This window comes from Nocardia asteroides (assembly GCF_021183625.1).
Taxonomy (GTDB): Bacteria; Actinomycetota; Actinomycetes; order Mycobacteriales; family Mycobacteriaceae; genus Nocardia; species Nocardia asteroides_A.
In genome coordinates this window covers 3,159,442-3,178,761 of record NZ_CP089214.1, presented here as the reverse complement: position 1 = coordinate 3,178,761, position 19,320 = coordinate 3,159,442, and the positions used below count along the sequence as shown (strand labels likewise).

The window sequence follows — 19,320 nt, the reverse complement described above, 5'->3', positions numbered from 1 at the left end:
GCCGTCACATCCGGAAGACGCCGTAGGAGACCGGGGCGAGGGGTGCCTGCGCGCAGGCCGCGAGCGCCAGGCCGAGCACCGTGCGGGTGTCGGCCGGGTCGATCACCCCGTCGTCCCAGAGCCGGGCCGTCGAGTAGTAGGGGTTGCCCTGGGTTTCGTACTGCTCCCGGATGGGCGCCTTGAACGCCTCCCGGTCCGCCTCGGACCAGGGCAGGCCCGAGCCGTCGAGCTGGTCGCCGCGCACCGTGGCCAGCACCGAGGCGGCCTGCTCGCCGCCCATCACCGAGATCCGCGCGTTCGGCCACATCCAGAGGAAGCGCGGCGAGTACGCCCGCCCGCACATGGAGTAGTTGCCCGCGCCGTAGGAGCCGCCGATCACCACGGTCAGCTTGGGGACCCGCGCGCAGGCGACCGCGGTGACCATCTTGGCGCCGTGCTTGGCGATGCCGCCCGCCTCGTAGTCGCGGCCGACCATGAAGCCGGTGATGTTCTGCAGGAAGAGCAGCGGGATCTTGCGCTTGTCGCAGAGCTCGATGAAGTGCGCGCCCTTCATGGCGGACTCGCCGAAGAGCACGCCGTTGTTCGCCACGATTCCCACCGGGTGGCCGTGCAGCCGTGCGAAGCCGGTGACCAGGGTCTTGCCGTACTCGGCCTTGAACTCGCCGAAACTGCTTCGCTCCGGCGCCTCCGGCTCGGCGTCGACCAGGCGGTGGATCACCTCGCGCACGTCGTAGGGGGTGCGCAGCTCCACCGGAACCACGTCGTAGAGCTCGTCCTCCGGCGCCGCCGGGGCCACCGATCGCGTGATCTGCCACGGTGCTTCGGCCGCCGGGCCGAGCGTGCCGACGATCCGGCGCACGATGCGCAGCGCGTCCTCGTCGTCCTCGGCCAGGTGGTCGGTGACGCCGGAGACCCTGCTGTGCAGCTCGCCGCCGCCCAGCTCCTCGGCCGTGACAACCTCGCCGGTGGCCGCCTTCACCAGCGGCGGCCCGCCCAGGAAGATCGTGCCCTGGTTGCGGACGATCACCGCCTCGTCGCTCATGGCGGGCACGTACGCGCCGCCCGCGGTGCAGGAGCCGAGCACCGCGGCGATCTGCGGGATGCCCGCCGCGCTCATCGTGGCCTGGTTGTAGAAGATCCGGCCGAAGTGCTCGCGGTCCGGGAAGACCTCGTCCTGGTGCGGCAGGTGCGCGCCGCCGGAGTCGACCAGGTAGACGCAGGGCAGCTGGTTCTGCAGCGCGATCTCCTGTGCCCGCAGGTGCTTCTTCACCGTCATCGGGTAGTAGGTGCCGCCCTTGACCGTCGCGTCGTTGGCGACGATCACGCACTCCCGCCCCGACACCCGGCCGATCCCCGCGATCACCCCGGCGGCCGGGCAGTCGCCGCCGTACATGCCGTCGGCGGCGAGCGCCGCGATCTCCAGGAACGGGCTGCCCGGGTCGAGCAGCCGGTCCACCCGGTCGCGGGGGAGCAGCTTGCCCCGGTCGAGGTGGCGCCGGCGCGCCTTCTCCGGGCCGCCCCTTGCCGCCGCGGCCAGCCGCTCGCGCAGCTCGCCGACGAGCGCGCCGTGCGCCGCCCGGTTGTCGAGCCCGAGCTCCGATGTGCCGGTCATGCTGCATCCCGTTTCGTGTCGGTTAATCGCTGTTAACTGTTTTTCAGGTTAATCTGGATTAACCGACTTTGTCCACAGGAGGTGCGTGGTGACCGTCGAGCCCGCGGTGCCGACCCGGCGCGAGCAGCTCAAGCAGCAGCGGCGCAGCGATCTGCTGCGGGCCGGGGGGCGGCTGATCGCGGATCGTGGCTTCGCCGGGGTCCGGCTGGACGATCTCGGCGCCGCGGTCGGGATCAGCGGGCCCGCGGTGTACCGGCACTTCGCCTCCAAGGAGGCGCTGCTGATCGAGCTGCTCACCGAGGTCTCCGAGCGGCTGCTCGCCGGTGGCCGCGCGGTGGCGGGCGGTGGCGCCGAGCCGGGCGCCGCGCTGGCCGCGCTGGTCGACTTCCACCTCGACTTCGCGCTGGGCGAGCCGGAGCTCATCCGGATCCAGGACCGCGACCTGGACGCCGTCCCGCCCGGGCCGCGCCGGGAGATCCGGCGTGCCCAGCGGCGCTACGTCGAGGTCTGGGTCGGCGTGCTGTGCGCGCTGCGCCCCGGCCTCGGCGAGGAGAACGCCAGGGTGCAGGCGCACGCCGCCTTCGGGCTCCTGAACTCCACCCCGCACAGCGCGAGCCGGGCCACCGCCGCCCGCGCCCGCCCGGTGCTGCGCCGGATGGCGCTCACCGCGCTCGGCGGGTGAGCCGTCGGCCGCCGCCGCGGCGGCGCTCGACCGGATAGCCCTTACCGCGCTCGGCCGCGGCTGCGCTCGACCGCGCACCGCGGCCGGACCTACCTCGCGCTCCAGCCGCCGTCCATGGTGTACGACGCCCCGGTCACCATCCCGGCGTCGGCGGCGGCGAGCCAGCAGACCAGCGCGGCGACCTCCTCCGGCTCCACCAGCCGCTTGATCGCGCTCTCGGTGAGCAGCACCTTCTCCAGCACCTCCTGCTCCGGAATCCCGTGCGCCGCCGCCTGGTCCGCGATCTGCCTGTCCACCAGCGGTGTCCGCACGTACCCCGGGTTCACGCAGTTGCTGGTGACCCCGTGCGGCCCGCCCTCCAGCGCCGTGACCTTCGAGAGCCCCTCCAGCGCGTGCTTGGCGGTCACATAGGCCGACTTGTACGCCGAGGCGCGCAGCCCGTGCACCGACGAGATGTTCACGATCCGCCCGCCCCTGCTGCGGTACATGTGCGGCAGGGCCGCCCTGACCAGCAGGAACGGCGCCTCCACCATGAGCGTCATGATTTGCCGGAAGCGCTCCGGCGGGAAGTCCGGGATGGCCGCGACGTGCTGCACCCCGGCGTTGTTGACCAGGATGTCGGTCTCCAGCTCCAGCGTCTCCAGCGCGGTGACGTCGAGCAGGTCGACCGCCCAGGCGGTGCCGCCGATCTCGGCGGCCACCTCCTTCGCCCCGGTCTCGTCCCGGTCCGCCACCGTCACCCGCGCGCCGCGCTCGGCGAGCGCCCGCGCGCAGGCTGCCCCGATCCCGCTCGCCCCGCCGGTGACCAGCGCGGTCTTCCCCGCGAGCCCGGTCATCGCCGCGCCGGTCCGAACCGCCGGACCGCCGCTCATCGGGCGGCCACCGCCGCGGCCTTCGCCTCGCCCGCCAGCTGCGCGGCGTCGGCGGCGTCGATCTGCGCCAGGTCGGCGCCCTTGGTCTCGCGCGCCACCAGCACCGCGACGGCGGTGATGGCGCAGGCCACGGCCAGGTACACGGCGATCGGCACCGAGGAGTCGAAGGTGTCGAGCAGCCGGACCGCGATGATCGGCGCCAGCGAGCCGGCGACGATCGAGGTCACCTGGTAGCCGAGCGAGACGCCGGAGTAGCGCATCCGGGTCGGGAACATCTCCGCCATGATCGCGGGCTGCGCCGCGTACATGAGCGCGTGGAACACCAGCCCGATCACGATGGCGAGCAGCACCACGACGTGGTGCGCGCTGTTCATCATCGGGAAGGCGAAGAAGCCCCACGTCCCGCCCAGGATCGCGCCCGCCAGGTACACCGGCCGCCTGCCGACCCGGTCGCTGGCCCGCCCGACCAGCGGGATCACCGCGAAGTGCACGGCGTGCGCGATCAGCAGCCACCACAGGATGTCGGAGGTGTCCATGCCGACCTGCACCTTGAGGTAGGTGATCGTGAAGGTGACCACCAGGTAGTACATGATGTTCTCGCCGAACCGCAGCCCCATCGCGGTGAAGACGCCGCGCGGGTACCGCTTGAGCACCTCGACCGCGCTGAACGAGGTGCTCTTCAGCTCCTCGGCCTCCTGCTGCGCCTCCAGGAAGATCGGCGCGTCGGTGACCTTGGTGCGGATGTAGTACCCGACCAGCACCACCACCGCGGAGAGCCAGAACGCCACGCGCCAGCCCCAGGAGAGGAAGGCGGCGTCGGAGAGCGTGCTGGTCAGGGTGAGCAGCACCACGGTCGCCAGCAGGTTGCCCGCGGGCACGCCCGCCTGCGGCCAGCTGGCCCAGAAGCCGCGCTCCCGGTTCGGGCTGTGCTCGGCGACCAGCAGCACCGCGCCACCCCACTCGCCGCCGACCGCGAAGCCCTGCAGGAAGCGGAGCAGCACCAGCAGCGCCGGTGCCCAGTACCCGATCTGGCCGAAGGTCGGCAGGCAGCCCATCAGGAAGGTGGCCGCGCCGACCAGGACCAGGCTGAACTGCAGCAGCTTCTTGCGGCCGTACTTGTCGCCGAAGTGGCCGAACACGATGCCGCCGAGCGGGCGCGCCACGAAGCCGACCGCGTAGGTGACGAAGGCGGCCAGGATGGCGTCCAGCTCGCTGGTGCCCGCCGGGAAGAACACCTTGCTGAACACCAGCGTCGCGGCGGTGCCGTAGAGGAAGAACTCGTACCACTCGACGACGGTGCCCGCCATCGAGGCGGCCACCACCCGGCGGAGGTTGCTCGGTGCGTAGCCGGGATCGCCGGCCGCGCTGCCTACGCTCATCGAAACTCCTTCGTTCACCCCGGTTCGGCTCGCATTGTGACCGGGCACACACTGAGTGTTTCCTGAGTATTCGTGCGCGAAACCGTGCACCGCAATGCCCAGAACCGCAGCTCGCATCTGCGAGAATGCAGACATGAATCCGGCTCGGGGGCGGCCGAGCGCCGACGATCTGCTGGTGCTGCTCGCCGTCGGCCGCAGCGGCCGCTTCGTCTCCGCCGCCGAGGAACTCGGGCTCAACCACACCACCGTCTCGCGCCGGATCGCCGCGCTGGAGCACGACCTCGGCGGCCGGGTGCTGAACCGGGTCGCCGGTGGCTGGGAACTCACCGACCTGGGCCGGGCGGCGCTCGGCGCCGCCGAGGCGGTGGACGCGGCGGTGCGCACGCTGAACCGCGGCGGCGCGGACCGGGTGCTGGAGGGCGTCGTCCGGATCTCATCGACCGACGGGTTCAGCGGCTACCTCGCCGCCCCCGCCGTCGCCGAGGTGCGGCGCAGGCACCCGGGCATCTCGGTGGAGCTGGTCACCGCGACCCGCCGCGCCTCGGTGCAGCGCTCCGGGCTCGACCTCGAGGTGGTGGTCGGGCAGCCGCAGGTGCACCGGGCCGAGGCGCTGCGACTCGGCGAGTACTGCCTGCGGCTCTACGGCTCGCGCGGGTACCTGGCCGAGTTCGGCCGCCCCGGCACCGTCGACGACCTCGCGCGCTACCCGCTCGTCTACTTCATCGACTCCATGCTGCAGGTGGACGACCTCGACCTGGCGCCCGCCGTCGTCCCCTCCATGCGCGAATCGGTGAGCTCGACCAATGTCTTCGTGCACGTCGAGGCGACGCGGGCGGGTGCCGGGCTCGGGCTGCTGCCCTGCTTCATGGCCGACCGCCACCCCGACCTGGAGCGGGTGCTCGCCGCCGAGGTCGTGGTGCGGCTCTCGTACTGGCTGGTCGCGCGGCACGAGACGCTGCGCAGGCCGGAGGTCGCCGCGGTGGTCGCCGCCATCCGCGCCCGGGTGGAACACAGCCGCGACGAGTTGCTGGGAAATCTCGGCGACCGTTCCTAGGCTGGCCGCATGACCTCACTCAGCGATCCCCAGGTCCGCGACTTCCTCGCGCACGGCACCCGCACCGGCAAGGTCGCCTTCGTCGCCGCCGACGGCCGCCCCGTGGTCTCGCCCATCTGGTTCATCGTCGACGGCGACGACGTCGTCTTCAACACCGGCCGCACTACCGCCAAGGGCAAGGCTTTCACCCGCGACCCCCGCATCGCCCTCTGCGTCGACCTCGAGCAGCCCCCCTACGCCTCGGTCCAGATCCAGGGCACCGTCACCCTCTCCGACGACCCCGCCGAGCTGCTCCGCACCGCCACCGAGATCGGCGGACGCTACATGGGGGCCGAGCGGGCCGAGGAGTTCGGGAAGCGGAACGGGGTTCCCGGAGAGCTGGTCGTCCGGGTGCACCCCACCAAGATCATCGCCCACTTCGACGCCACCGCATAGTCTTTCGCGCCGGTACCGTTGGCGTTCGTGACGGTCGCAGTGTGGGTGAAGGTGTACGACGGATTGGTCCTTGCCACCGATTCGGCGACCACGGTGTTGACGGCGAGTGGTGACCGGCAGGTCTACAACAATGCCGACAAGATCTTCCATCTGCACCGGAAGCTGCCGGTCGGGGCGATGACCTGGGGGCTCGGTGTCGTCGGGCCTGCGAGTATCGGCACCCTCTCCAAGAGTCTCCGGACCCGCCTCATGGGCAGGGACCCGCACTACGCGGACTGGCGACTCGATGCTGTCACCTACACGGTCCAGGCCGTCGCCGAGCGGGCCGCCGAGATGTTCGAGGCGGCGGCCGTCGACGCCGGGCTGTCCAGATGGCCCGCCGAACTCGGTTACCTGGTGGCCGGCTTCTCGCCCGGTTGCGATCAGGCCGAGGCGTTCCTGCTGCGCTTCGAGGGCGGAACACTGCGACCGGTACCGCAGCGAGTGCTCGCGGAGGACGACTACGGACACCGCGCCTACGCCAAGCCCGCGGCGGTCGAACGGCTCTTCAACGGCTACGACAGCCGGCTCGAGCTGGCGCTGAAGAGCCAGTCGGACCCGGAGAATCATGCCGAGATCGAGCGGATCCTGCGCCGGCAGCACGTGGATCCGGTTACTCCGGGCATGCCGCTACCTGATGCCATAGCTCTCGCCCGGTTCATGGTGGAGACCTCCGCCGGCTACGCCCGCTTCAAGCTGGGAGCCGATACAGTGGGTGGGCCGGTCGAGATCGCGTCGATCAACAATCACGAAGGGTTCCGCTGGATCAGCAGGAAGCACTACTTCCCGCCCGAGCTCAACCAGGGAGAGCCGGTATGACCATTCACTTCCGTTCGAGCGACGACAAAGGTCAGCAAGGCTCGTCGAAGAAGGACGAGGGCTCGATCTTCCGGTCCGGTGGCCAGACCAAGAAGATGGCGGCGCGCCCGCGGATCAGCACCGGCCGCCAGGCGCCCGAACCCCGGAAGCGTTCGAGCTGAGGGGCTGCTCTCTACACTGCCCCGCATGACAGTCCACTTCATCGGCGCGGGCCCGGGGGCGGCGGATCTGCTGACGGTGCGGGCGGTGGAGCTGCTGCGCAGCAGCCCGGTCTGCCTGTACCCGGGCACGTACCTGGACCCGGCGGTGCTCGCGCACTGCGCGCCGGACGCCGAGCTGGTGGACACGCAGCGCCTGGATCTGGACGCGATCGTGGCGACGATGAGCGCGGCGCACGGCAGGGGCAGTGATGTGGCGCGGCTGTGCTCGGGCGACCCGTCGGTGTACTCCGCGCTGACCGAGCAGGCGCGCAGGCTGGACCGGCTGGGGATCCCGTGGGACGTGACCCCCGGCGTCCCGGCCTACGCGGCGGCCGCGGCGGCGCTCGGCGCCGAGCTGACCGTGCCGGAGCTCGCGCAGTCGGTGGTGCTCACCCGCGCCCAGGCGCGCTCGACGGCGATGCCGGAGAAGGAACGGCTCCAGAGCTTCGCCGCGACCGGGGCGACGCTCGCACTGCACCTCGCGATCACCAGAACGCGGGAGCTGGCGGCCGAGCTGGCGACGGAGTACGGCCCGGACTGCCCGGCCGCGGTGGTCTACCGGGCCAGCCAGCCGGACCAGCTGATCCTGCGCGGCACCCTGACCGATATCGCCACTCGGGTCGAGGAGGCCGGGCTGCGGCAGGCGGCGGTGATCCTGGTCGGCCGGGCGCTGGCACCGGCGGTCGAGTGCGTGCAGTCACACCTCTACGACCCGGCCCGCACCCGGCTGTGAGCCGATCGGCATCCGATCGGCTATCGATTCGGCTGTGAGCCGGATAACAGCCGCGACCTGCCGTTGCGGCCCGCAGAACGCCGTGCACCCGCTGGGCCGGGGCGGATAGGTGATTGCTATCTGCGGTGTTCGGGTATTGGTTGGTCGGGCCCCCGCGGCGACGGTAGATTGGATCGGTGGTCAGCAGCGAGGTCGATGCGGTGGAGGCGTTCGCGCCCGTGTAACGGGCGTACCGGGGCAGACAGATATTGCCTACGAAGATTATTGCCTGATTGAGATGAAACTGGATCCGGAGAAGGAAGGCGCCCCGCGGTGACGGGTGGGCGCCTCTTCGGGTGTCATCGGGGAGCGCTCACGCGGTGTTCCGGAAGCGAGGTTACGGTTGGACCGGCTGGATTTCGGCGGAAACGACGAAACTGGTGACGCTCGGGGAGATGCCGTCGAGTACTTCCCGCTTTCGCCTGCTCAGCTGGGCATTTGGTACGCGCAGCACGTCGACCCGCAGGTTCCCGTCACGATCGCGCAGTACGTCGATCTGCACGGCGACCTCGACCCCGAGCTGCTGCTGAAGGCCAGCATCAGCGCCTCGCTGGAGACCGGCTCCGGCTACCTCCGGATCATCGAGCGCGACGGCGAGCCGCTGCAGGGCGTCGACCCCTCGCTCTCGTCCGAGCAGGAGTACGTCGACCTGCGCGGCGCCGACGATCCGGCGGCCGCCGCCGCCGAGTGGATGCGCGCCGAGTACTCGCGCCCGCTGGACATCGTCGCGGACCGGCTGATCAAGACCGCCGCGCTGCGGCTCGGCGAGCACCGCTGGTACTGGTACACCCGGATCCACCACATCGCGCTGGACGGCCTCGCCGCCACCAACTACGTGGCCAGGATCGCCGAGCTCTACACCGCCGAGACGCGCGGCGAGGAGCCCGCCGCCGCCAAGGCCACCCCGCTGCGCACCCTGTACGACGCCGAGATCGCCTACCGGGACAGCTCCCGCTTCGACTCGGACCGCGAGTACTGGGCCGCGCGGGTCGCCGGCCTGGAGGAGGGGACCAGCCTCACCGGCCGCTCCGCCCCGCCGTCGGCGCTGAACAACGTGGCGAGCGCCGCGCTGACCGACGAGCAGGACGAGCTGCTCGCCGCCGCCGTCGCCAAGCACGACAACACCCCGGCCGGGCTGCTCATCGCCGCCTTCGGCGCCTACCTGGCCCAGCTCACCGGCGCCGAGGACGTCATCCTCAGCCTCCCGGTGACGGCCCGGACCACCGCCGCCATGCGCCGCGCGGGCGGCGTGACCTCGAACATCGTGCCGCTGCGGCTCGCCGTCGGGTACGACAGCACGGTGGCCGACCTGCTCAAGCGGGTCCAGGTCGAGGTCTCCGGCGCGCTCCGGCACCAGCGCTACCGGCACGAGGACATCCGCCGCGACGCGGCCGGTGACGGCGTGGTGACCACGGAGTTCTTCGGTCCGTGGGTCAACATCATGCTGTTCCACAGCGAGATCGTGCTCGGCGAGATGACCGGCCGGTTGAACGTGCTCTCCACCGGCAGCATCGAGGACCTGGGCGTCAACTTCTACCAGTCGACGACCGGCAGCCACACGCACATCGACTTCGAGACCAACCCCAACCTCTACAGCGCCGACGAGGGCCGCACCCACCACGGCCGGTTCCTGGAGTTCTTCCAGCGCTTCCTGGCCGCGGACGCCGGGACGAAGGTCTGGAGCCTGCCCGCGATCACCGCCGCCGAGCGGGAGCGGACGCTGGTCGAGTGGAACGACGCCGAGCAGGATGTGCCGGTCACGACGCTGGTCGCGCTGCTGGACGAGCAGATCGCGCGCACCCCGGAGCGAACGGCGCTGCACTTCGAGGGGACAGCTCTGTCCTACGCCGAGTTCGGCGCCAGGGTGAATCAGCTCGCCCGCTACCTGGTCGACCAGGGCGTCGGGCCGGAGTCGCTGGTCGCGCTCGGCATGCGGCGTTCGCTGGAGCTGGTCATCGGCATGCACGCGGTGCTGCGGGCGGGCGGCGCGTACGTGCCGATCGACCCGGACCACCCGGCCGACCGGACCGCCTACATCCTGGAGAGCGCGAACCCGGTCTCGGTCCTCACGCTCTCCACCGACGGGCTCGAGCTCCCCGACGGGGTGGTGCGGGTCGAGCTGGACACCCTCGACGTCTCCACCTACCCCGCCGGGCCGCTGACCGACGACGACCGGTGGGCGCCGCTGGTGCCCGAGAACACCGCCTACGTCATCTACACCTCCGGCTCCACCGGCCGCCCCAAGGGCGTCGCGGTCACCCACCACGCGATCGTCAACCAGCAGCTGTGGATGCTGGACGAGTACCGGCTCACCGAGCAGGACGTCTACCTGCAGAAGACCGCCACCACCTTCGACGTCTCGCTGTGGGGCTACTTCCTGCCGCTGCTGTCGGGTGGCGAGCTGGTCATCGCCGCCCCCGACGGGCACCGCGACCCGCTCTACGTCGCGGAGACCATCGCCAGGCACAAGGTCACCGTCACCGACTTCGTCCCGTCGATGCTCACCGTCTTCGTCGCGCACGCCACCGCCGCACAGATCGCGACCCTGCGCGCGGTGTTCGTGATCGGCGAGGCGCTGCCCCCGGAGACCGCGGCCGGGCTGCGCGCGATCTCCTCGGCCGGGCTGCACAACCTCTACGGCCCCACCGAGGCCGCGGTCTCGGTGACCTACTGGGAGGCCACCGCCGCCGACACGGTCACCGTCCCGATCGGCATCCCCGAGTGGAACGTCCAGGTCTATGTCCTGGACGGGCGGCTGCGGCCGGCCGCGATCGGCGCCCCCGGCGAGCTGTACCTGGGCGGGCGCCAGCTCGCCCGCGGCTACCGCGGCCGCCCCGACCTGACCTCGGACCGCTTCGTCGCCAACCCCTACGCCGCGCCGGGCGAGCGCATGTACCGCACCGGCGACCTGGTGCGCTGGAACGGCGACGGCGTGCTGGAGTACATCGGGCGCACCGACTTCCAGGTCAAGTTCCGCGGCCAGCGCATCGAGCTCGGCGAGATCGAGACGGTGCTGCTGGCCAACCCGGCGATCAGCCAGGCCGCCGTCCTGGTGATGGACACCGCCACCGGCCAGCAGCTGGTGGCCTACGTGGTGCCCGCCCCCGGCGCCACCGTCGACCCCGCGGTGGCGACCAGGACCGCCGCCGAGCGGCTGCCGAGCTACATGGTGCCCGCCGCGCTCGTCGTGCTGGACGCCTTCCCGCTGAACACCAGCGGCAAGCTGGACCGCAGGGGGCTGCCGGAGCCGGTGTTCACCGCCGACGCCGCCGGTTTCCGCGCCCCGCGCACGGCGGCCGAGGAGATCGTGGCAGGCATCTTCGCCGACGTGCTCAGCCAGGAGCGGGTCGGCGCGGACGACAACTTCTTCGAGCTGGGCGGCAACTCGCTGGTCGCCACCCAGGTGGTGGCGCGGATCAGCGCCGCCTTCGGGATCCGGCTCGGGGTGCGCGCGCTCTTCGAGACGCCGACCGTGGCCGGGATCGCGGCCCGCGCCGAGCACACCACCCCGGCCGAGGTCGCCCGCCCCGCGCTGACCGCGCGGCAGCACCCGGACCGGGCGCCGCTCTCGCTGGCCCAGCAGCGGATGTGGTTCATCAACCAGTTCGACCCGGCGGCGCCCACCTACAACCTGCCGTTCGTGGTGCGGCTGCGCGGCCACGTCGACGTCGCCGCGCTGCGCACCGCGCTGGCCGACGTGGTGGCCAGGCAGGAGTCGCTGCGCACGCTCTTCCCGGACGCCGACGGCGGCTACCAGCGGGTGCTGCCCGCCGATGAGGTCGACCTCGGCATCGAGGTGCAGACCATCGAGGCGGGCGAGCTGCACGGCGAGCTGGCGCGCTTCGCCTCGGTCGGCTTCGACGTCTCGCACGAGCTGCCGATCCGGGTGCGGGTCTTCCACGTCTCCGGTTCACACAACGGCACCGGCGACTACGCCGTCGCCTTCGTGGTGCACCACATCGCCGCCGACGGCTTCTCCTTCGGCCCGCTCTCCCGCGACGTGGCCGCCGCCTACCTGGCGCGCTCCGCGGGGCAGGAGCCGAACTGGGCGCCGCTGCCGGTGCAGTACCGCGACTACACGCTGTGGCAGCGCGAGCTGCTCGGCACCGAGGACGACGCCGGGTCGCTGATGGCGCGCCAGATCGGCTACTGGCGGGAGGCGCTGGCCGGGCTGCCCGACCAGCTCGACCTGCCCGCCGACCGGCCGCGGCCGCAGACCCAGAGCTTCTCCGGCGCGCAGCTCGGCTTCGAGATCGACGCCGAGCTGCACGCCGGGCTGACCGCGCTGGCACGGGCCGAGGGCAGCACCCTGTTCATGGTGGTGCACGCCTCGCTCGCGGTGCTGCTGGCCCGGCTCTCCGGCACCGCCGACATCGCCGTCGGCACCCCGATCGCCGGCCGCGGCGAGCAGGCGCTGGACGACCTGATCGGCATGTTCGTCAACACCCTCGTGCTGCGCTCGCGGGTGAACCCCGCGCACGCCTTCACCGAGCTGCTCGCCGAGGCGCGCGAGGCCGACCTCGCCGCCTTCGCGCACGCCGACGTGCCCTTCGAGCGGCTGGTCGAGGTGCTGAACCCGGCCCGCTCGCAGGCGCGGCACCCGCTCTTCCAGGTGATGCTCTCCTTCCAGGAGCTGTCGCACGGCACGGTGGAGCTGCCCGGCCTCTCGGTCAGCGCCGACGAGCTGGAACTTCCGATCGCCAAGTTCGACCTGCTCTGGACGCTGACCGAGCAGCGAACCGCCGCCGGGGTGCCCGCGGGCATCACCGGAACGCTCTCCTACGCCACCGACCTGTTCGACGCGGCGACCATCGCCGAGTTCAACCGCCGCTTCCTGCGCGTGCTGCGCGCCGTCACCGCCTCCGCGAGCACCCCGATCCGGGACATCGAGATCCTCGCCCCCGCCGAGCGGCAGGCACTGCTCGTCGAGCTGACCGGCACCGAGCACGAGGTGCCGCGGGCCGACACCGTGCTGGAGCAGTTCGAGGCGGCGGTGCGCCGCGCCCCGGACGCCACCGCCCTGGTCTTCGAGCCCGGCTCCGGCGCGGCGCTGGAGCTGACCTACGCGGAGTTCGCCGCCCGGGTGAACCGGCTGGCGCGCAAGCTGATCGAGCTCGGCGTCGGGCCGGAGACGCTGGTCGCGGTCGGGATCAGGCGCTCGGTCGACATGCTGGTCGCGGTCTACGCCGCGGTGACGGCAGGCGGCGCCTACGTGCCGCTCGACCCGGACCACCCGGCCGAGCGCATCGAGTACGTGCTGGCCAGCGCCCGCCCCGCGGTGCTGCTGACCACCGCGGCCGACGGCATCTCGGCAGCGGACTGCCCGGTCGTCGAGGTCGACACCGTCGAGCTGGACGGCTACTCCGACGAGCCGCTCGACCCCGCCGAGCGGCTCGGCGCGGTGCGCCCGGCGAACACGGCCTACGTGCTGTACACCTCCGGCTCCACCGGGCGCCCCAAGGGCGTCGCGGTGAGCCACGCGGCCCTGGTCAACCAGATGGCGTGGAAGATCGCCGAGAGCGGCCTGAGCGACGCCGACGTGGTGCTGCACAAGACGCCGTTCACCTTCGACGCCTCGGTGTGGGAGCTCTTCGCCACGCTCATGGTCGGCGCGCAGATGGTGATCGCGGTCCCGGACGGGCACCGCGACCCGCTGTACCAGTCCGAGGTGATCTGGCGGCACCAGGTCACCGTCGCCTCGTTCGTTCCCTCGCTGCTCTCGATGTTCGCCGCCACCGTCCCCGCGGCGGAGTGCGCGTCGCTGCGCGCGGTCTACGTCGGCGGCGAGGCGCTCTCCGGCTCGGCCGTCGCGGCGTTCCGCAAGCTCAGCCCGGCCACGGTCGTGAACCTGTACGGCCCGACCGAGTTCACCGTGAACGCCACCGCGTGGACGGTCGACGGCACCGAGGGCGCGGCGGTGCCGATCGGCCGCCCGGTCTGGAACGCCCGCGCCTACGTGCTGGACAGCGCGCTGCGCCCGGCCCCGATCGGCGTCGCAGGCGAGCTGTACCTCGGCGGCGCGCAGGCCGCGCGCGGCTACCAGGGCCGCGCCGACCTGACCGCCGAGCGGTTCGTCGCCGACCCCTTCGGCCCGGCGGGCGCCCGGCTCTACCGCACCGGCGACCTGGTGCGCTGGAACTCCGCGGGCGTCCTGGAGTACATCGGCCGCACCGACTTCCAGGTCAAGTTCCGCGGCCAGCGCATCGAGCTCGGCGAGATCGAGGCGGCGCTGCTCGCGCAGCCCGCGATCCGCCAGGCGGCGGTGCTGGTGAGCGACACCGGCGCGGGCGACCAGCTGGTCGCCTACCTGGTCGGGGCGGGCGAACTCGACACCGACGAGGTCAGGGAGGCGCTGCGGCGCAGGCTGCCCTCGTACATGGTGCCGTCGGTGCTGATGGTGCTCGACGAGTTCCCGCTGAACGCCTCCGGCAAGCTGGATCGCCGCGCGCTGCCCGCCCCGGTCTTCGAGGTGCGCGAATTCCGCGCCCCGACCACCCCGATCGAGGAGATCGTCGCGCAGATCTTCGGCGACGTGCTCGGGCTCACCCGGGTCGGCGTCGACGACGACTTCTTCGACCTCGGCGGCAACTCGCTGATCGCCACCCAGGTCGCCTCCCGGCTCGGCATCGCGCTGGACACCAGGGTCCCGGTGCGCACGCTCTTCGAGGCGTCCACCGTCTCCGCGCTGGCGGCGCGGGTGGAGTCGCAGGCGGGCGACGGCGCGCGCAAGGCGCTCGTCCCGCGCGAGCGGCCCAGCGAGGTCCCGCTCTCGCTGGCGCAGCAGCGCATGTGGTTCCTGAACCGCTTCGACGGCTCGAACGTCGCCTACAACATCCCGGTCGCCATCCGGCTCTCCGGCGAGCTCGACGTCGCCGCCATGCAGGTGGCCGTGATCGACGTCATCGACCGGCACGAATCGCTGCGCACGGTCTTCCCGGAGACCAAGCACGGCCCGGTGCAGGTGGTGCTGGAGGCGGCGCAGATCGTCCCCGACCTCACCCCCTACCGGGTGACCGAGGAGACGCTGCTGGAGCACCTGGTCGACCTGGCCTCGGTCTCCTTCGACGTCACCAGCGAGGTGCCGCTGCACGCGCGGCTCTTCGAGATCAGCGAGACCGAGTACGTGCTCGGCATGGTGGTGCACCACATCTCCGCCGACGGCTGGTCCATGGTGCCGCTGGCGCGCGACGTCATGCTCGCCTACGCGGCGCGCACCACCTGGGAGGCGCCCGCCTGGGCCGAGCTGCCGGTGCAGTACGCGGACTACGCGCTCTGGCAGCGCGAGGTGCTCGGCTCCGAGGAGGATCGGCAGTCGCTGATCTCCACCCAGATCGAGTACTGGGCGCGCGCGCTCGCCGACCTGCCGGACGAGCTGGTGCTCCCCTCGGACCGGCCGCGCCCGGCCGTCGCCAGTTACCGCGGCGGCAGCTACGCCTTCGTCATCTCCGGCAAGACCCAGCGCGCCCTGGCCGACCTGGGCCGCAAACACAACGCCTCGCTGTTCATGGTCATGCACAGCGCGCTCGCGGTGCTGCTGGCCCGGCTCTCCGGCACCGAGGACATCACCATCGGCACCCCGGTGGCCGGCCGCGGCGAGGCCGCGCTCGACGACCTCATCGGCATGTTCGTCAACACCCTCGTGCTGCGCACCGAGGTGGACCCGGCGCTGCCCTTCACCGAGCTGCTCGCGCAGTCCAGGAATACCGACCTGCACGCCTTCGCACACGCCGACCTGCCCTTCGAGCGGCTGGTCGAGATCCTGAACCCGGCCCGCTCGCAGGCGCGGCACCCGCTCTTCCAGGTCATGCTGGCCTTCCAGAACACCAAGCAGGCCAGCCTCGAGCTGCCGGGGCTCTCGGTGAACGGCGTCGACTACGACGCCAACCTGGCCAAGTTCGACCTGCAGCTGACCCTGCAGGAGACCCAGGACGAGAGCGGCGAGGCCGCGGGCATGTCGGCCGAGTTCTCCTACGCCACCGATCTCTTCGACGAGGCGACGGTCGCCGCCTTCGCGCACCGGCTGGACCGGGTGCTCGCCGCGGTGCTCGCCGCCCCTGAGCTCCCGGTCGGTGACATCCCGCTGCTGGACGCCGCCGAGACCGAGCTCGCGCTGCGCGGCTGGAACGACACCTCGTACCCGCTCGACCCGGCGGAGACGCTGGTCTCCGCCTTCGCCGCGCAGGAGCGGCGCACCCCGGACGCCGTCGCCCTCGTCGACCCGGCCACCGGAACCACCCTGACCTACGCCGAGTTCGGCGCGCGGGTGCACCGGCTGGCCAGGCACCTGGTCGCCGCGGGCGCGGGCCCGGAGCGGCTGATCGGGCTGGCGCTGCGCCGCTCGGTCGACCTGGTGGTCGCCGCGTACGCGGTGCAGGAGGCGGGCGGCGGCTACGTCCCGCTCGACCTGGACCAGCCCGCCGAGCGGATCGCCCACGTGCTGGAGACCGCGCGGCCTGCGGCCGTGCTGACCAGTGCCGACACCGGTTTCACCGCGGACGGCGCGCCGGTGCTCGTCCTGGACGACCTCGCGCTCGACGGCTACGCCGACACCCCGCTCACCGATGCCGACCGGAATGCGCCGCTGCGCCCGCAGAATCCGGCCTACGTCATCTTCACCTCCGGCTCGACCGGTCGCCCGAAGGGTGTGGCGGTGCCGCATGCCGCGGTGGTGAACCAGGTTCGCTGGATCACCGCGGAGTACGGGATCGGCCCGGACGACGTGGTGTTGTTCAAGACCCCGGCCACTTTCGATGTGTCGGTGTGGGAGCTGTTCGGTCCGCTGAGCGTCGGCGGCCGGATGGTCGTCGCGAGCCCGGACGGCCACCGCGACCCGGCCTACCTGGCCGAGGTCATCGCGGCCGAGCGGGTCACCATGACCTCCTTCGTCCCCTCCATGCTGAGCGTCTTCGCGAGCACCGTGGAGGCCGCCGGAATCGGCTCCGGCGCGCTGGATTCGCTGCGCGCGCTGCTGATCGCGGGCGAGGCGTTCACCGCCGACGCGGTGCAGGCGCTGCGCCGGGTCTCGGCCGCGGAGCTGCACAACCTCTACGGCCCCACCGAGTTCGCGGTGCACGCCACGCACCACGCGGTGCCCGCCGAGATCGCGGGCGCGGTGCCGATCGGGCTCCCGGTGTGGAACGCCGAGGCGTACGTGCTCGACGCCAGGCTGCACCCCGTCGCCCCCGGTATCGCGGGTGAGCTCTATCTCGCGGGCGCCCAGCTGGCCCGCGGCTACTTCGGCCGCGCGGACCTGACCGCCGACCGCTTCGTGGCGAACCCGTACGGCGGGCCGGGCGCCCGCATGTACCGCACCGGCGACCTGGTCACCAGGGACGGCTCCGGCGCCATCGGCTACCTGGGCCGCACCGACTTCCAGGTGAAGCTGCGCGGCCTGCGCATCGAGCTCGGCGAGATCGAGACCGCGCTGACCGGGCACGAGGCGGTCGCGCAGGCGGTCGCGCTGGTCCGCTCCGACGGCCGGACCGGCGACCAGCTGGTCGGGTACGTGGTGCCCGCCGCGGGCGCCACCGTCGACCTGGACGAGCTGCGCGCCCACCTCGGCGCGGTGCTTCCCTCGTACATGGTGCCCGCCGCCTTCGTCGTGCTCGACGCGATGCCGCTGAGCCCGAACGGCAAGCTGGACCGGCGCGCGCTGCCGGTCCCGGTCTTCGAGGCCCGCGCCTTCCGCGCGCCCGCGACGCCGATCGAGGAGATCGTCGCCGGGGTCTTCGCCGAGGTGCTCGGGGTGGACACCGCCGAGCGCGCGGTCGGCCTGGACGACGACTTCTTCGAGCTGGGCGGCAACTCGCTGGTCGCCACCCAGGTGGTGGCCAGGCTCGGCGCCGCGCTCGACACCAGGGTTCCGGTGCGGATGCTCTTCGAGGCGCCGACCGTCGCCGCGCTCGCGGCCCGCATGGAGACCACAGCGGGGGCGGGCGGCCGCCCGGTGCTGACGCCGCGGCCGCGGCCGGAGTTCCCGCCGCTCTCGCTGGCCCAGCAGCGGATGTGGTTCCTCAGCCGCTTCGAATCCGACTCCGCCGCCTACAACATCCCGGCCGCGGTGCGGCTGCACGGCTCGCTCGACATCGAGGCGCTGCGCGCCGCCGTCGCCGACGTGATCCAGCGGCACGAGGCGCTGCGCACCGTGTACCCGTCGCACGACGGCATCGCCTACCAGGACGTGCTGCCCACCGCGCGGGCCATCCCGCCGCTCGATGTCGTCCCGCTGGACGAGGCCGAGATCGCCCCCGCCCTGCACGAATTCGTGCTGACCGGCTTCGACGTCACGAACCAACCGCCGGTCCGGCTCCGGGTGTTCCAGGTGGAGCCGCGGATCGACCACAGCCGCTGGCGCGACACCACGCAGGACTACGTGCTCGCCGTCGTGGTGCACCACATCGCCGCCGACGGCGTCTCGATGCGCCCGCTGGTCCGCGACCTGATGGCCGCCTACATGGCGCGGTGCGCCGAATCGGCGCCGGGCTGGGCGCCGCTGCCGGTGCAGTACGTCGACTACGCGCTCTGGCAGCGCGAGACGCTCGGCACCGAGGACGACAAGGGCTCGCTGGTCGCCGCGCAGCTGGAGTACTGGAAGACCGCGCTCGCGGGGCTGCCCGAGGAGCTGCGGCTCGGCACCGCGCAGCGCCCGCCGGTCGCCTCCTACCGCGCGGGCACGCACCGCTTCACCGTGCCCGGCGAGCTGATCGAGGAACTCAACCAGCTGGCGCACGCCAACGGCACCACGCTGTTCATGGTGGTGCACAGCGCCTTCGCGTCGCTGCTCTCCCGGCTCAGCGGGTCGGACGACATCGCCGTCGGCATCCCGGTCGCCGGGCGCGGCGAGGCCGCGCTGGACGACCTGGTCGGCATGTTCGTCAACACCCTCGTGCTGCGCACCGCGGTCGACACCGCCACCCCGTTCACCGAGCTGCTGAGCCAGGTGCGCGAGCGCGACCTGCAGGCCTTCGCGCACGCCGACCTGCCCTTCGAGCGGCTGGTCGAGGTGCTGAACCCGGCCCGCTCGCAGGCGCGGCACCCGCTCTTCCAGGTGATGCTCTCGTTCCAGAACATGGGCCGCACCTCGCTGGAGCTGCCCGGGCTGCGCGTCGCCGAGCTGGAGCTGGACGCCCCGACGGCCAAGTTCGACCTACAGCTCACCCTCGGTGAGACCCCGGTCGGCACGCACATCGGCCCGGCCGGGATCCGCGGCGGCGGCGCGGGTGCGATGGACGCCGAGCTGGTCTTCGCGCTCGACCTCTTCGACTCCGGCTTCGCCGACTCCTTCGCCCGCCGGTTCGTCCGGGTGCTGCGCGGCATCGCCGCGAACCCGGGCATCGCCGTCGGCGACATCGACCTGCTCGACGACGCCGAGCGGCAGACCGTGCTGCGCCGCTGGAACGACACCGAGTTCGCGGTGGACGCCGCGCTCACCTCGCCGGTCGGCGACGCCGCGGCGG

10 protein-coding genes (1 of these 10 only partly in view) are annotated in these 19,320 nt (G+C 72.2%); 7 read left to right on the top strand and 3 right to left on the bottom strand.

Annotated features, from left to right (window positions below):
* Positions 1-4: 4 nt before the first annotated feature.
* Positions 5-1,612 (bottom strand): carboxyl transferase domain-containing protein, encoded by a 1,608-nt coding sequence (locus tag LTT61_RS15230; protein ID WP_233020615.1) that lies wholly within the window; start codon positions 1,610-1,612, stop codon positions 5-7.
* A gap of 85 nt (positions 1,613-1,697) precedes the next feature.
* Between LTT61_RS15230 and LTT61_RS15225 the strand changes: the two genes are divergently transcribed.
* Entirely contained in the window at positions 1,698-2,294 is a 597-nt protein-coding gene (locus LTT61_RS15225; RefSeq protein ID WP_233020614.1) for a TetR/AcrR family transcriptional regulator, read from the top strand.
* 89 nt (positions 2,295-2,383) lie between these two features.
* Here LTT61_RS15225 and LTT61_RS15220 read toward each other — a convergent pair whose 3' ends face one another.
* Together LTT61_RS15220 and LTT61_RS15215 are read right to left on the bottom strand one after the other, a co-directional pair.
* A complete protein-coding gene (locus LTT61_RS15220; RefSeq protein ID WP_233021025.1) occupies positions 2,384-3,130 on the bottom strand; it encodes a 3-hydroxybutyrate dehydrogenase in 747 nt (248 codons plus the stop codon).
* Positions 3,131-3,162: 32 nt separating this feature from the next.
* Positions 3,163-4,545: an MFS transporter gene (locus tag LTT61_RS15215; RefSeq protein WP_233020613.1), complete on the bottom strand. Its 1,383-nt coding sequence runs from the start codon at positions 4,543-4,545 to the stop codon at positions 3,163-3,165.
* Between the two features lie 133 nt (positions 4,546-4,678).
* Between LTT61_RS15215 and LTT61_RS15210 the strand changes: the two genes are divergently transcribed.
* From LTT61_RS15210 to LTT61_RS15185, 6 genes are all read left to right on the top strand, one after another.
* On the top strand, positions 4,679-5,599 hold the full coding sequence (locus LTT61_RS15210) for a LysR family transcriptional regulator (RefSeq protein ID WP_233020612.1): 921 nt from the start codon (positions 4,679-4,681) through the stop codon (positions 5,597-5,599).
* Between the two features lie 9 nt (positions 5,600-5,608).
* Positions 5,609-6,034 (top strand): PPOX class F420-dependent oxidoreductase, encoded by a 426-nt coding sequence (locus tag LTT61_RS15205; protein WP_233020611.1) that lies wholly within the window; start codon positions 5,609-5,611, stop codon positions 6,032-6,034.
* 27 nt (positions 6,035-6,061) lie between these two features.
* A complete protein-coding gene (locus LTT61_RS15200) occupies positions 6,062-6,892 on the top strand; it encodes a hypothetical protein (protein ID WP_233020610.1) in 831 nt (276 codons plus the stop codon).
* Positions 6,889-7,053, top strand: coding sequence for a hypothetical protein (locus tag LTT61_RS15195; RefSeq protein WP_233020609.1), 165 nt, complete (start codon positions 6,889-6,891; stop codon positions 7,051-7,053). Before LTT61_RS15200 ends, LTT61_RS15195 begins: the two co-directional genes overlap by 4 nt.
* Before the next feature lie 25 nt (positions 7,054-7,078).
* The gene (gene cobM, locus LTT61_RS15190; protein ID WP_233020608.1) at positions 7,079-7,825 is read left to right on the top strand and encodes a precorrin-4 C(11)-methyltransferase; all 747 of its coding nucleotides are present in this window, start codon (positions 7,079-7,081) and stop codon (positions 7,823-7,825) included.
* Positions 7,826-8,207: 382 nt separating this feature from the next.
* Positions 8,208-19,320: the 5' portion of a non-ribosomal peptide synthase/polyketide synthase gene (locus LTT61_RS15185; protein WP_233020607.1), read on the top strand. It continues 25,937 nt past the right edge of the window; the window shows 11,113 of its 37,050 coding nt (coding positions 1-11,113); it begins with the start codon at positions 8,208-8,210; its stop codon lies off the right edge, out of view.